The organism is Acinetobacter sp. 1207_04, assembly GCF_052850415.1.
The window spans coordinates 311589-326865 of sequence record NZ_VXCQ01000002.1; the positions used below are offsets into that span (position 1 = coordinate 311589).

Consider the following 15277-nt stretch of genomic DNA (forward strand, 5'->3'; position numbering starts at 1 on the left):
TAGTAAGCGTTATGTGAAACAATTACACAGGATGATGGGTAATTTTCCAAGCACGGTGGATTTTTTGATTACGCTTGAAGTCTAGACCAATGGTTTCATTACTGATTTCTTCAACATTGAACATGGCTTGAACTTCTTCATCCATTTCGAAACCACGATAGTTATTTGAAAAATACAACGTACCGTCTGTCGTTAAACGATTCATTGCGCGTTTTAACAATGAGTTATGATCACGTTGTACGTCAAATGTACCGTAAAACTTTTTAGAGTTTGAGAATGTTGGCGGATCAATAAAGATCAATTCATATTGTTCATGACCTTCTTTTAACCATTCAAAACAATCGCTTGCAAAGAATTGATGTTGTTGGTCAACATGATCTACCGTCAAACCATTCAAAACAAAGTTTTCTTTAGACCAGTTTAGGTAAGTATTCGATAAATCGACACTTGTTGTACTTGCAGCACCACCTAAAGCAGCATGTACACTTGCTGTTGAAGTATAACTATACAAGTTTAGGAAGTGTTTACCTTTCGCTTCAGCGGCAATACGTAAACGCATTTGACGGTGATCGAGGAACAAACCTGTGTCTAAATAATCAGTTAAATTGATTAAGATTTTTGCTTTGCCTTCTTGCACAATAAAACGCTTCGATGCAGTACTTTGCTTAGCGTACTGTGTTTTACCTTCTTGACGTGCACGCGTTTTGATGAAAATTGCATCACGACCTAAGCCCGTCACAGCACGAATTGCTTGCAATGCTAAATTAAAACGTTTTTTGGCTTTTTCAGGATCAATGGTTTTTGGTGGTGCATATTCTTGAACATGTAGACGATCACCATATAAATCAATCGCAACATTGAAGTCAGGTAAGTCTGCATCATACAAACGTAAGCAATAAATATTTTCTTTTACAGCCCATTTTTTCAAAGTTTGCATATTTTTTTGCAAACGATTGGCAAATTCAACAGCACCTTCAATTTCTTCAAATTGTTGAGGCTGCCATTCAGCTAAAAATGGACGGCTGACAGTTGCGGGTTTGATCGTACCAAAACGGATGTAAATTGGAAGTTTACCATTCATCAAACGTAAAATTTGTGGATCGTTAAACGCAAGAACGTCGGCTTGTTCAACCGCAGCTGCAATCACGGCTGCATATTGATTTGGGAAGTTTTTCTGTAAGAGTGCAGAAAGCCCAAGATACAAGGCACGATTCGATGCTTTTTCACCTAAACGCTCACCATACGGTGGATTGGTGACAATCACTGCCGTTTTACCTTCGGCTTGGAAATCAGGCCAATCGGCTAAAGTACGTTCTTCAATTTTAATTTGATCAAGTACAGATTCGAAACCGGCTGCAATAATATTTTGTTTGGTCGCTTTTACCGCTTCCCAGTCTGCATCATAAGCATAAAACTGTGGAAGAGGTTGAGAAAGGGCATGTTGATGACGTTCAGCCGCTTCATTTTTAACAGACATCCATAAATCATGGTCGTGACCATTCCAACCATTGAAACCGAAACGGCGCACAAGACCCGGTGCACGATCTGTCAAAATCATCAATGATTCAATAATGAAAGTACCTGAACCACACATTGGATCTAAAATAATGTCAGGATTACGGTCTTTTACGCCTGCTTTTTGCAAGATGGCAGCAGCAAGGTTTTCCTTGATTGGTGCATCGGTCATGTAGTGGCGATAACCACGTTTATGCAGTGAATCACCTGATAAATCTAAGCAATAGGTATGCTCGGTTTTACCTGCAAGGGCATAAATGGTAATTTCAGGTTGTTTAATGTCGATACTTGGGCGTTTACCCACAGCTTCCATAAACGAGTCGACGATACCGTCTTTTACGCGTAAGGTAGCAAATTGTGAGTTTACTTTAATCTCACGCTCTATATGTAGGCGAACCGCAAAAGTACTTTGTGGTGCAAAAATAAGTGACCAATCAAAGTTCATTGCGCCTTCGTAAAGCTCTTCTGCAACATCACGAGCATCATGCGTAAAATCAAGCTCATGCACATGAATAGGCGTCAATACACGAGAAGCAAGGCGTGACCACATACACACACGGTACGCATCTTCAAGCTTGCCTTTAAAGATTAAACGTCCAGGAAATTTTTCAATGTTTTGAATCCCTAAACCTTGAATTTCTTCTTGCAGTAAGGTTTCTAGTCCATCTGCACAGGTAACCCAATATGTAGAAAGACGTGGTTTTGAATTCATGAAAATTTCCAGGAGAAAAAAGCAATCGGTTATTTTAGCGTATTTTGATGATGAAAACTTGACGAATGCGTGATCAAAGATCATTTTTTAAGAAATTACTTTAAATTTGGAACATTGTTGATTGATATGCTTGGAATTTAGACATAGTCCAAATCTTTTTTTTTATCTTTATAAAAAAGAACATTTATGTTCGCTTGAATGATTTTAATAGAGCAATAATTTTAATATCGTCATGGGTTTTGTATTAATCCTGATTTCACTACAAATGTGTTGGGTACATTTTATGAGTAAATGATATTTGAAGTTTTGAGTGATTGTGATTCTTAATTGTTCATTGGTTAATGTTGATGCTCTAAAATATTGGTACGTAAATTGCTTAAATACTTATCGTATTTTATCAAGCGAATTATTAGTTATTTTGCTTGAATTTAAAAATAAATCTTTGGGGGTTCTATGCAAGATACAATTCAAGACGTAACAAATACAGGATTTATTGCACATTCAGATGCATTTTCGATAGCAACTTTAATGTACGCCCGTATGCGTCGTGTGGCAGGGCGGATGATTGATGTCATGTATTTGGTGGAAAATAAGGCTTATGCAGGCTATATCATTCAACATGCAGCACTCTTACAGGATGAAGAATTAGATCGATTGATTAATCGCTTACAAGCTTTAATTTTAAAAGAAAGCCAGATTGAGATTCATGATGAAGATGATTCTGTTCAAAATAAAGAAAATCTAGAAACTTTCTCGGAATCAACAGGACAGTCAGAAGTCACAAATGAAGAATATCAGGCGCAAGTTTCTCATCACTATATTGGTGCATTACGTTAATCTTAATTCTTTATGCACTTCAATTGGACAGGAATATCGAAGTGCATGATATAGATATTGCTGATTATAATATGTGAGCATATTTAATATATTACCTATATTTATTTGAATTTTATGTACATATTTATTTGAGTGTAATGATTAAGCATACTCAAAAATAAGAAAAGCTGAATTTATGTTTCTAAAATGATATTTAATTTATCTTATTGAAATGTATTGTCATTATTTTTATTGATCCTGATTGGTGAAAAGTTCGTCTGCTATTGGAAATGAATCTCTGTATAATGCATTAACTTAACAATAAGGAATCTCTCATGCACTTGGCGGCATTGCATACACCGAGTCAGATTCAACTCAATCAAGATGGAAATTTAAAACACTTCCTCACCATCGAAGGTCTTTCTAAAGAAACACTGACAAAAATATTGGACACGGCACAGTCCTTTTTTAATGACCAAAATCAGCTAATTAACAATAATTTGCTTGAAGGTCGTACAGTGATGAACCTTTTCTTTGAAAATTCAACACGTACCCGTACCACTTTTGAAGCCGCTGCAAAACGCTTATCTGCCAATGTTTTGAATATTGATATTGCTCGTTCGAGTACATCTAAAGGTGAAACATTACGTGATACCTTGTGGAATCTTGAAGCAATGGCGGCAGATATTTTTGTAGTACGTCATTCATCTTCAGGTGCAGCACATTTTATTGCTAAAGATGTCTGTCCAGATATTGCAATCATTAATGCAGGTGATGGTCGACATGCCCATCCAACGCAAGCGATGTTGGATATGCTGACCATTCGCCGTGAAACTAAAAAGAAATTTGAAGATCTCTCTGTTGCTATTATTGGTGATATTAAACATTCGCGTGTTGCACGTTCAGATGTTGCTGCATTGCAAACATTGGGTTGCACCGATATTCGTGTAGTTGCGCCAAATACTTTGCTACCGTATGGTTTTACTGAATATGGTGAAGGTGTTCGTTTATTCAATAATATGGAAGACGGTATTCGTAATTGTGATGTGATCATTACTTTGCGTATTCAAAATGAACGGATCGATTCTCCTGCATTGGCTTCACAAGCTGAATTTTACAAAATGTATGGTTTAAACAAAGAACGTTTAGCTTTGGCAAAACCAGATTGTATCGTGATGCATCCAGGGCCAATGAACCGTGGTGTAGAAATTGACTCAAGTATCGCTGATGGTGCACAGTCGGTCATTTTGCATCAGGTGACCAATGGTATTGCCGTGCGCATGGCAGTGCTTGCCCTATCTATGCAAGGGCAGTTACAGGAAAAAGGTTTGTTAGATGCGATTGTGGGATAAGGTGAAGTCATGAGTATTGTAAAAATTGAAAATGTTCGTGTCCTTGATCCGATCAAAAAAACGGATACAGTCGAAACGGTTTATATTGAAAATGGTCACCGTGTCGAAGCAAATGAAAACATCGCTGAAACAATTGATGGTCAAGGCAAATGGCTGATGCCAACTATGGTGGATTTGTGTGCACGTTTACGTGAACCAGGTCAACAGCAACATGGAACGCTCAAATCTGAAGGTAAGGCTGCCCGTGAAAATGGGATTTTGCATGTAATTACTCCACCAGATTCAAAGCCAATTGTTCAAGATAATGGTGCATTGATTCATGGCTTAGTTGAAAAAGCCATGTTGGATGGTGGTATCTATTTGCAAGTAATTGGTGCGCAAACACAAGGCTTAAAAGGCAATCAACCTGCAAATATGGCGGGCTTGAAAAAAGGTGGTTGTACCGCCGTGACCAATGCCAATGAAGCTTTTGCCAATGATGATGTTGTGATTCGTTCACTTGAATATGCCGCGGGTTTAGACATGACCGTGGTGTTTTATGCAGAAGAACACCAAATTGCCAAAGATGGCTGTGTACATGAAGGCTTTATGGCTTCACGTCAGGGCTTGCCGACCATTCCTGCTTTGGCGGAAACCATTGCAATTGCCAAATATTTATTAATGATTGAAGCGACAGGCGTGCGTGCACACTTTGGTTTATTGTCATGTGGTGCATCGGTAGAGCTAATTAAAGCTGCGAAAGCTAAAGGGTTGCCTGTAACTGCAGATGTTGCGATGCATCAACTACATTTAACTGATCAGTTAATTGATGGATTTAATTCGTTGGCACATGTGCGTCCACCATTACGTTCTGAATCTGATAAAGAGTTGTTACGTCAAGGTGTTAAAGAAGGGGTGATTGACGCGATTTGTACTCATCATGAACCACTCAGCAGTTCCGCAAAAATGGCACCATTTGCAGAAACTCAACCAGGCTTTACTGCATTTGATAGTTATATTCCATTTGGGATTCAGTTGGTTAATGAAGGTTTGTTCACACCTTTAGAATGGGTTGAAAAAGTGACCATTAAACCTGCTCAAGTTGCGAACATGGCCGAACAATGGGCGCAAGAAGCAGGTCTAGTACTGATTGATCCAACGACTGAATGGGTTTTGAGCAAAGACAGTATTATTTCTCAAGGAAAAAATACGCCTTTAATCAATCAGCAAGTGATCGGTAAAGTGGTTAAAACATTTACAGCTTAAGAGTTTTATTTGCTTTTTAGTTTTGCGATTCTAATCTTTAAAGTCAACTTAGGTTGGCTTTTATTTTTGAAAACAGCAACGAATTGAATTACAAAAATTAATAATATTCATAAAAATTTAAGCACATAATGTTGCAGTTATAGACAAATATATGAATTGAATCTCGAAAAAAATAAAATTTTTGATATGAGGAACACTACATGGATCTGCTCGCACTTTTAAAAGATCGTGTTACACCAATGTTAATGACGAGTGAGACATCTGATATCGATGCAAAAAAATATGCACTCGAACAGTTTTATCCATTTTTATTGACAGCATTGAGAGCTAAACCTGAGTGGATTGGTATATTTCAAAATAATTTGAATCCACGTTTAAGTGATATTTTTTCAGGGCATACTGAGTTAAAAGATCAATTTTTGGCAGCAATTAGTCAAACCGCATCACCAAATGATGTCGAGTTATTATTGAATCGTTCTATACCACCTGTTTTAAATACAATTGAAGATGAAGCTGGTTCTCGTGATCCGGTGGTCATACAGCATTATTTAAGCCAAAAGCATGAGGGTGATCATCCTAGTCTTGCGCCGTGGGCACAGGCAATTTTGGGCGCGATTGGACTAGGTGGGCTTGCGACCACAGCTCAAGCCACTGTAGCAAGTTTAGGTCAACCAACACTGAATATTGCTAAAAATGTTGATGAAGCTCTGGTTATACCAAATGAATCTGTAGTGGAGCCGATTGTACCTGTAAGCCCTGAGCCAACAGTTGCACATTCGACAGTTGAACCCACTCCTGCAACGGTACAAAAAAAATCTAATGGCGGCTTCTGGTCTGCTTTAGTAGCATTAATTATTTTGTTGTGTCTGGCTTTTTGGGGTTTACGTAGTTGTAAAAATAATGATGTACAAACAACTCCTGTACAAACCAATCAATCAGGAGCAATAACTGCGCAAAATGATTCAATTTTTATATTATCAACCGATGATAAGGGGCAGCTACAAAGCTGTCAGGCAAATATTGGTGATGCAAGCTTCATTGCGAGTTTACAACAGCAAATTAAACAACTGTTTAGCCATCCAACAGGTTGTGTAACGGGTACAGAAGGTTTTACTTCAGCACTTGTTGATCAAGAAGCTTTTGCTGGTGTATTGAATCTGATTAAAGGCGTACCAGGTGTTTCATTGACTTGGACGGGGAATACTCTGAGCTTGAAAGGTGCAGATGCGGTAACTTTACAAAAATTAGCCACACAAATTCAACCTTTGTTAAAAACAGCACATGTTCAATTAGACCAACCCCTTGATATTAATACAGCAGTAAATTCAAGTATTGATCAAGCCCAACAAGCGATGACTGCAATTAATCCTGCACAAGCTCAGCCGCAAGATATTGTAAAAGCATTGAACTTACAGATTATTAATTTTGCTAGTGGCTCAAATGCTATTCCCGAAGCGAATAAGGCTGTTTTAAATCAAGCAGCAACGTTGATGAAAGCATTACCGAACGCTCAGCTTGTGATTAATGGTTATACCGATTCGGTCGGTAATGCCGATTCAAACAAAGTTCTATCACAAAAACGTGCACAGGCTGTGGCTGATTATTTAGTGGCTCAGGGTGTTGATGGATCAAAATTGACAGTACAAGGTTTTGGTCAAGAAAATCCTGTTGCAGATAATACAACCAAAGAAGGACAATTTAAAAACCGTCGTATTGCATTTGATGTTATGCAGTAATTGATATGAAGTAGGCGACATTTTGATGTTTTTCCATAATTTTAATGAGTGAATAGCAGATGTAACGTAAGATAAAGGGATGGGTCATACCACCCCTTTCTTTTTGAAAGTTGAAAAATTGGGATGGGGTCAAGTGTTTGAAGGATGAGTGATGCGTATTAGTTTGATTGGTTCGGGGCGAGTGGCGACACATTTAGCAAAAGTTTTGGCACGATCATATCAGATTGTGCAAATTTATAGTCGTCAGTACACACATGCTGAGCAACTCGCAGAAAAAGTGAAAGCACAAGCTGTAAATCAAATTGAGTATATTCAATCGGATATTGATTTACTCATTATTGCCGTGAGTGATCAGTCTATTACACAGGTGATTGAGCAAGTAGCAAGATACTTACCTAATGTATTGACTGTACATACCTCAGGAAGTACGGATTTATGCGTATTGACTCAGTTTCATACACGATCAGGGGTATTTTATCCTTTGCAAACATTTAGTTTAGAGCGAGAAGTTGATTGGTCAACTACGCCACTTTTTGTCGAAGCAAGTACAGCGCAAGATTTAGCAATTTTAAATGATTTAGCGCAAAGTTTAAGCCAAAGCGTGTATTTGTATTCTTCGGCACAACGTTTGAGTTTGCATTTGGCTGCAGTATTTGCCTGTAATTTTAGTAATTATTGTTATGACATGGCAAAACAAGTCACCGATGCACAGCAAGTTGAATTTAGCTTGCTCTATCCATTAATCCTAGAAACTGCGCACAAAGCAACACAAAATGATCCTCGAAGGATGCAGACAGGTCCTGCAATGCGTGGTGATCAGCATATTTTACAAATGCACCAAACCATGCTTGAAAGTGCTCGGCAAGATGAATTGAAAAGTGCATATACATTATTGAGCGAGCAGATTTTACAGCGTCATCAAGCTCAAGATGGTGTTTATTGAGCTATTGAAAATCAAAAAATAGCTATTAAACGAAGGTTAAGATATAAAAAAGAGCAGTATGGAACTGCTCTTTTTTATATCTTAGGTTTAAGTGAAATTAATTGATTTTCTTAAAGTAGAAATCATTAATTTTATGACCTGATTCAAGACCACGACGCTCAAATTTAGTTTGTGGACGCCAATCTGGACGAGGGTAGCTATTGCCTTTACCTGCCACATTTTCTAGACGTGGACGGTTATCTAAGACATCAAGCATCCATTCAGCATACGGTTCCCAGTCTGTTGCTGCATGGAATGTACCGCCCATCTCTAATTTTTCTTCAATGAGTGGCATACGGTCATGTGAAACGAAACGACGTTTGAAGTGGCGTTTTTTCTGCCATGGATCAGGGAAATAGAGTTGAACGGCATTGATGCTGTTATCAGGCATTTCACGTAGAACTTGGATGGCATCGGCATCTAATACACGAAGGTTAGTGACTTCTGCAACACTTGCTTCATAGACGCATTGTGCAATACCTGGAATATGAACTTCAATCCCGACGAAGTTACGTTCAGGATTGGCTTTAGCCATAAGCACCAATGAACGTCCCATACCAAAACCGATTTCTACAGTCAGTGGGCGTTCAGGATGTTCAAAATGTTGACGTAAATCGCCAACAGGATATTCCAAAATTAAATGACCATATTGTTCAAGCGCAGTGCGTTGCGATGTGTTCAATGGAGAAGAACGGCGCATAAACGTTACAATTTCACGTTGCTCGTGTAAATCGTCCAGTTCAACAACTTGCGAATCTAATTGATCGTTCGACATAACTCTGGCATATCTAAAAAGGAAAACGGTATTTTAAGACCTGAGCGGTGCAAGTCAATTATTTTAATATTTGAAGTGTATTTTATTGGAAAATGATTGTTGCTATTATGAAGGTAAAAGTTGATTTTGAAGTTATATATCGATAATTTTTAAAACCTTAAATTTGAAAGTTAGATATATGAAAATCATCTGGTTTTTTAATATTCTGCTGTTCTAAATCAGTTGTTTTTCTTGGTAAAATCACTTGAATAGTGGTTTTACCAATTTCAGATTCGAGGTTAAATTGTCCCCCAATTTTTTGTACACGAGTTAGCATACTTTGTAAGCCGATATGTAGGCCTTGTTCAACAGCATCAGGATTAAACCCAATACCATTGTCTGTAATTTCAAGAATGAGTTGTTGTTCATTTTCAATAAATGCAACGCAAATTTCAGTTGCTTGGCTGTGTTTAATGACATTGGTGAGTGCTTCTTCAATAATGCGAGAGAGTGTTAAACATTGAATTGCAGATGGTGCATACATCCATGTATTGGCAAAAGTCCATTTAGAATCAATGTTTAACTCCTCAAAGAGCTGTACAAAACGATGACGCATAGGCGCAACCCATAAGATTGGATCGTCGGCAATTTGTACGCTTGCACTTGAACCAGAGTCGATAACTTGGCGTAAATCACTACGTAATAATTTTAAAATGGATATCATTTGATTTTTATCAACTTTTTCATTGTGATCAAGCAGAATCATAGAGCGAACAATTGAGCCGCCTAAGCCATCATGTAAGTCGTGAGAGAGGTGAATGCGCTCTTGTAAGCGGGCATTTTCTAACGCAAGTTGATGTTGAGCATTGAGTGAAATACTTAGAGATTCTTTAGCTTGAATTATAGAGTCTTCAAGTGTTTTATTAAATTCTTGAATGTATTTGTTATGATTGGCAAGGCGTAAGGCTAAAATAAAACCAATTAAAAGTGTATTTATGGGCGATGTATAAGGTGAAAGAATCATACCCTCTAAAGTCAGCATATAATGTGCATCATTGATTGCGATTGGGATAAAAAATAAATATTGTACTGCTAAAACATATGATTCTTTAATTTTTGATTTATAAGCAATATATGGGTATGTGAAGCACTTCATTAAAAAAATAATAACGGCAATTGTGAATGTTATTGGGAGAAGTTTAGGTATGATTTCGTCTGGAGCGCTACAAACGAGAATAATCACGATGACATTGAATGTGAGTAATGAGCGTTCAATCCATTTGAATTTACGCTGTGCAAAGCGCCATGCGGCAAGACAGCCTGCTATTGTATACATACAAAAAATAATGTTGATTAATTTATCAACTGAAAGGCTTGAAAGATTGAAGATAGGTTCATTGTAAATCACCAATCCGCTATAAATTACCCATAAAAATGATACGGCACTAAACCACTTAAAAGCAGTATCTTTCGGTATAAATAGCCAAACCATTAAACATAGAAATCCTACTACCATATTAATCATGATATTAAAGATGGGTAATGTTTGTTTTTCAAGGCGTTGGTGTTTATAAATGGGCATCATTTTGGCATGCTCACCAAGCCAAATTTGTCCAAGACCAGATTGTTGTGTTGGCGTACCAATGACTTGAATCAGTAATATATTTTTTCCTTGCTGTAGTCCTGAAGAGTTTAAAATCCAATAACGAGGTTGATGCCAACTTCGCGATAGAGGCTCATGTAGAGATTGGTCTTGCCAAACAAAATCACCATTACTATAAAGAGCGCCAGCCATATTGATATTCGAAATGACAAGTGTAATCGGTAATTTTTTATCCGTTGGGCATTGATATGACCATTGCACTTGATACCATGTACTGCCACTGTATTCAGGCCAGCGTTTACGCCATAAATCGGGCAATGTTTTGATGGAACTCCAACCATTGGCAGGAAGTTGATCTAAGTTTTTTGCATTTGATTTTATAGCTTGGATCGATTGAATATTGGTTTGGCATGTTTCAGCTTGTGCAAATGATTTTATTGGGAGTAATGCTAGAAACAACAAAGAAATAAAACTGAGACGATAAAAAAGACTCAATTTTATATCGTTCTGCTGATTAGGTCGCAAGAAATTCCCCTTATTTAAACGTATAAATTATATTGATCAGTATCTTAAAAGGTATGCTGATTTTTATATGCAGATAAAATATGTCGAAGTATTTAAGGCAATGGTAATTTTTATTGGCAAGTTAGCATCTGTGTATAATTTAGAACACTATTGCATTTAAATTGTTGACTAAAATTTCTACGATCTATTGTGTGAGTATTTTTAAGAGCGTTATCTTAAATGCATAATATGTAAACATATTGTACTTAAGTATTATTCTGCTTTAATGGTAGAATTGCTCTTATTACCGTGAGTCCTTTTACTGAACTGATTTGAAAATCGCCACCTAGACGTTTGATTCTAACCTGCATACTTTGAAGTCCCACATGCAGACCTTCTTGTACAAGGTCAACGATAAATCCCTGCCCATTATCTTTAATTTCTAAAATAATCTTCTTTTGCTGATCTTCAATTAAAGAGACTTCAACATCGGTTGCTTGACTATGTTTTACAATGTTGGTTAAAGCCTCCTCAGCAACACGTAATAGCGTTAAACAATTTAAAGCTTGCGGTTTAGTAACCCAATAACTAGAGAAAATCCAAGTAGATTCAATATTCATTTCTTCAAATAATTGTACAAAACGATGCCTTAAAGGTGCGATCCACATTATTGGACTCTCAGGAACTTTAACACCTAAACTTGAACCTGAGTCAATAACTTGTCTTAAGTCATTTCGCAATAATTTAAACATAGAAAGTACTTGATTTTTTTCTATGGTTTCAGAGTGATCGAGTAAAATCATTGAACGTACTAATGATCCGCCTAAACCGTCGTGTAATTCATGTGAAAGATTTAAACGTTCTTGTAGACGCATATTTTCGATTTCAAGTTGATATTTTTTATCTAAAGATTGTTCTAAATCAAAACTGACTTTTTCTACTGTTTCTTCAAGTATTTGGTTAAATTTTTCTATGCGAACAACATCTTGAGAAATTCGATAAGCTAAAATGAAAGAAAAAGCGATACTGGTAATAGGTGCCGCGAAGGGTGTCCAAGGTAACTGATTAGAATGATTAATTAGAATGATTAAGTCATGGAGGATGATGACTAAAAAACTTATAAAAATCACCGTAAGCCATAAAACATCCTTTTGGCGGTTTTTGTAGGCAATCCATTGAAAAAATATACAATTTAAAATAAATATGAAGCTCGAAAAATAGAAACTAAAAGCAAATACTGGTTGTAAATAGGTAGTGGGTGTTATAAGTAAAATTACTGTCAGAATAAAAGTGATCGAAAAAAGTAAAAATTCAAGTTTTTTAAAGTGCTGATGTGCAAAGCGCCATGAAAATAAGCATAGGCAACCAGTATAAGCAAGTAAAAAGATAAGATTTACCCGGGCAGTAAGCAGACTATTAGAAAAAGGAAATGGCTCAAGGGCAATAAAATTATAAGCAAAACATCCCCAAAATAATGATGTTAATGCAAACCAACCATAAGCTTTTTCTTGACGGCGAAATGCCCAAATAATAAAACTAATAGTTCCAACAACAAATGTGATAATAATATTGATAAAAATTAATGTTCTACGTTCAAATATTAATTGTTCTGTTTCATTGATAATGTTTTGAGCGAGACCAAATTTGAGTTGACCTAAACCAGATTGTTGTGAGTTTATCCCAGTGACACGAACTAAAATTTCATTTTGCTCATGTTGTAAGAAAGCTGAAGGTAAAATCCAATAGCGTGGCATATTCCAGCTACGAGAAAGTGGTTCTTGTAATGATTTATCTTGCCATAAAAGCTGATTATTACTGTAAACAGCACCTGCTAAAGTAATACGTTCAATTAAAAATGCAATTGCTTGATTCTGATCTTGGCATTGGTGTTGCCAAATAATTTTATACCAAGCTGTACCCGTGTAGTTTTTCCAGCGAGTCTCCCAATTATCAGGTAATTTTACGTTCTCCCAACCTTGCTGTGGAATTTTCATGGAGTTATTGGGAGCTTGGGCAACTTGCGTACTTATGATTTTAAATTCGCAAAGCTTATTTGAATCATAAGGTTGATGTGTTTCTAAAGGCTGAGCAAGCGCAATGTTATGAATTAAACAAACAAGAATGAAGAACAATTTAAAGAGTCTTGAAATCAATCGAGTAATCCTAAATTTCGCGCTGTATCCACAGCTTTGGAGCGATTCCGTACAGCAAGTTTTCGATAAATATGTTTAATGTGGGACTCAACTGTATAGCGTGATAAGTTTAAATGGTTGGCAATTTCTTTATTGCTTAAACCTTGTGAGACCAATTCAAGAATTTCCAGCTCACGTTTTGACAGCATTCCTTCATTTTCTAATGCGAGGGCATTTTTTTCTACTGTACTGGTGATATTATTTTCATTGAATTGTAATTGTTTTAATATTTTTTGAGCAATAAATGGATCAATTGGAGCTCCGCCACGCAAAATACTACGAATAGAAAATGTAATTTCTAAATCATCACGCTCTTTTAAAACGTAGCCCGTTGCACCAGAACTTAGTGCATTGAAGATAGCATCCTCAGTACTCCATGCAGAGATCACCAAAATGGGAATGGTAGGATCATATTTGTTTAAAGTACTTATAAACTCTATACCATTACCATCTGGTAAGTTTAAATCAACCAATGCAAAAGATACAGAATGCTTCTCTAACAGTGCTCGTGCAATTGCAATATTTTGAGCAAAATAAAGGTCTTCTGATTGATATCCTAAATTATAAAGTATTTCTTTTAAACGTATTTGTATGAGTGGTTCATCTTCCACAATAATGACGGGTACGGGTAAACTTAAATCATTGTTAGGCATATTAAAAACTTCTAATATATTGTTTTATACTGTGGCATGTGACCAAAATAATTACTATCCCTAATATTGGGTATTTGAAATTTAAACAAGACTATTTTTACACTATTTTAGTGGGTAAGTTTTCATTATATTCTAGGATAAACAAGAACAAAGTCCTATTTTTTGTTAATTTATCTAATATTTCTTTTTATTTTTTTTAACTATATAGGCGAAAAATACCCAATCAAAGGGATGAGTTATTTCTTTATAACATGCTCAAATTGAAAATATCTTTAGTTTTTCATTGTGGGGAATGTTATGAATAAAGTATTTAAAGTTATTTTTAATAAATCACTTGGACGTATGGTGATTGTATCTGAAAATGCAAAAAGTCACGGAAAGGCAAAATCAACGCAAAATACAAAAAATCAGTCAGTAGCATCTAAAATAAAAGTCATTAAACCGCTTATTGTAATAAGTAGTCTATTTTTAAGCCCGTATGTTTTTGCAGGAAATATTGTGCAGAGTCTTGCTTGTTCAAATAATACTATGCCGGGTATACAACTTACTTATCGAATTAATGGCAGTAATGCTAGTGCGCAATATATAGGTGGTAGTTATCCAAGTAGTGCAATTGCTGACTTTGCAGATAACGCCGTATCTATTGGGAGTGATTGTAGTAATTTAAATTGGGCATTAAGTAGTGCTGTTGCTATAGGTGGTGCAGCTGCATCTATTTCTGGAGTTGCAATAGGAACCGGTGCTTTAGCTTATGATGAATATAATGTGGCAATGGGTTCTCAAGCAAAAGCAAGAGGCAAAAATAGTGTTGCTTTAGGCGCAAATTCAGTTACAGACCGTGCCAATACTTTTGCTGTAGGGAGTGAAACGAATTTACGTCAAATTACGAGTGTTGCAGAAGGAACACAAAACACAGATGCTGTCAATAAAAAGCAAATGGATGATTCGGTTGGAGTCATCAATGGTCGAGTAACGACAGAAGTTGGAACGCTGAATACGCGTATAGGAACAGAAGTCGGTACGTTAAATACAAGAATGACATCTGAAGTTGGCACATTGGATGGAAAAATTGCCACCAATAGTAATGCGATTAGCACTTTAGATGGTCGAGTAACGACAGAAGTTGGCACGCTGGATACGCGTATAGGAACAGAAGTTGGCACGTTAAATACAAGAATGACATCTGAAGTTGGCACATTGGATGGAAAAATTA

At 36.5% G+C, this 15277-nt stretch carries 11 protein-coding genes; 6 read left to right on the forward strand and 5 right to left on the reverse strand.

What is annotated here, in order from left to right; translation table 11 throughout:
- Positions 1-22: 22 nt before the first annotated feature.
- The gene (gene rlmKL / locus FW754_RS03440; RefSeq protein WP_409511774.1) at positions 23-2227 is read right to left on the reverse strand and encodes a bifunctional 23S rRNA (guanine(2069)-N(7))-methyltransferase RlmK/23S rRNA (guanine(2445)-N(2))-methyltransferase RlmL; all 2205 of its coding nucleotides are present in this window, start codon (positions 2225-2227) and stop codon (positions 23-25) included.
- 453 nt (positions 2228-2680) lie between these two features.
- Between rlmKL and FW754_RS03445 the strand changes: the two genes are divergently transcribed.
- From FW754_RS03445 to FW754_RS03465, 5 genes are all read left to right on the forward strand, one after another.
- Complete coding sequence (locus FW754_RS03445; RefSeq protein ID WP_446323874.1) at positions 2681-3064, forward strand: hypothetical protein; 384 nt, start codon at positions 2681-2683, stop codon at positions 3062-3064.
- A gap of 314 nt (positions 3065-3378) precedes the next feature.
- Positions 3379-4395 (forward strand): aspartate carbamoyltransferase catalytic subunit, encoded by a 1017-nt coding sequence (locus FW754_RS03450; RefSeq protein WP_409511772.1) that lies wholly within the window; start codon positions 3379-3381, stop codon positions 4393-4395.
- Between the two features lie 9 nt (positions 4396-4404).
- Positions 4405-5640: a dihydroorotase gene (locus FW754_RS03455; protein ID WP_409511771.1), complete on the forward strand. Its 1236-nt coding sequence runs from the start codon at positions 4405-4407 to the stop codon at positions 5638-5640.
- A 200-nt stretch (positions 5641-5840) separates the two neighbouring features.
- Positions 5841-7376, forward strand: coding sequence for an OmpA family protein (locus tag FW754_RS03460; RefSeq protein WP_446323875.1), 1536 nt, complete (start codon positions 5841-5843; stop codon positions 7374-7376).
- A 151-nt stretch (positions 7377-7527) separates the two neighbouring features.
- Positions 7528-8319 carry a Rossmann-like and DUF2520 domain-containing protein gene (locus FW754_RS03465; protein ID WP_446323876.1) on the forward strand — a complete coding sequence of 264 codons (792 nt, stop codon included), beginning with the start codon at positions 7528-7530 and terminating at the stop codon, positions 8317-8319.
- A gap of 97 nt (positions 8320-8416) precedes the next feature.
- On the opposite strand, the gene trmB is transcribed toward FW754_RS03465, so the two are convergent.
- From trmB to FW754_RS03485, 4 genes are all read right to left on the reverse strand, one after another.
- Positions 8417-9133, reverse strand: a complete 717-nt coding sequence (trmB, locus tag FW754_RS03470) for a tRNA (guanosine(46)-N7)-methyltransferase TrmB (protein ID WP_409511766.1) — start codon at positions 9131-9133, stop codon at positions 8417-8419.
- 157 nt (positions 9134-9290) lie between these two features.
- Positions 9291-11210 (reverse strand): ATP-binding protein, encoded by a 1920-nt coding sequence (locus FW754_RS03475; RefSeq protein WP_446323877.1) that lies wholly within the window; start codon positions 11208-11210, stop codon positions 9291-9293.
- Between the two features lie 275 nt (positions 11211-11485).
- On the reverse strand, positions 11486-13372 hold the full coding sequence (locus FW754_RS03480) for a sensor histidine kinase (protein WP_409511764.1): 1887 nt from the start codon (positions 13370-13372) through the stop codon (positions 11486-11488).
- A complete protein-coding gene (locus FW754_RS03485; RefSeq protein WP_409511763.1) occupies positions 13369-14064 on the reverse strand; it encodes a LuxR C-terminal-related transcriptional regulator in 696 nt (231 codons plus the stop codon). The genes FW754_RS03480 and FW754_RS03485 overlap by 4 nt, the downstream gene beginning before the upstream one ends.
- Before the next feature lie 297 nt (positions 14065-14361).
- Here FW754_RS03485 and FW754_RS03490 point away from each other — a divergent pair.
- Positions 14362-15277 (forward strand): ESPR-type extended signal peptide-containing protein (locus FW754_RS03490; RefSeq protein WP_446323878.1); only part of this gene is annotated, 916 nt, incomplete at its 3' end.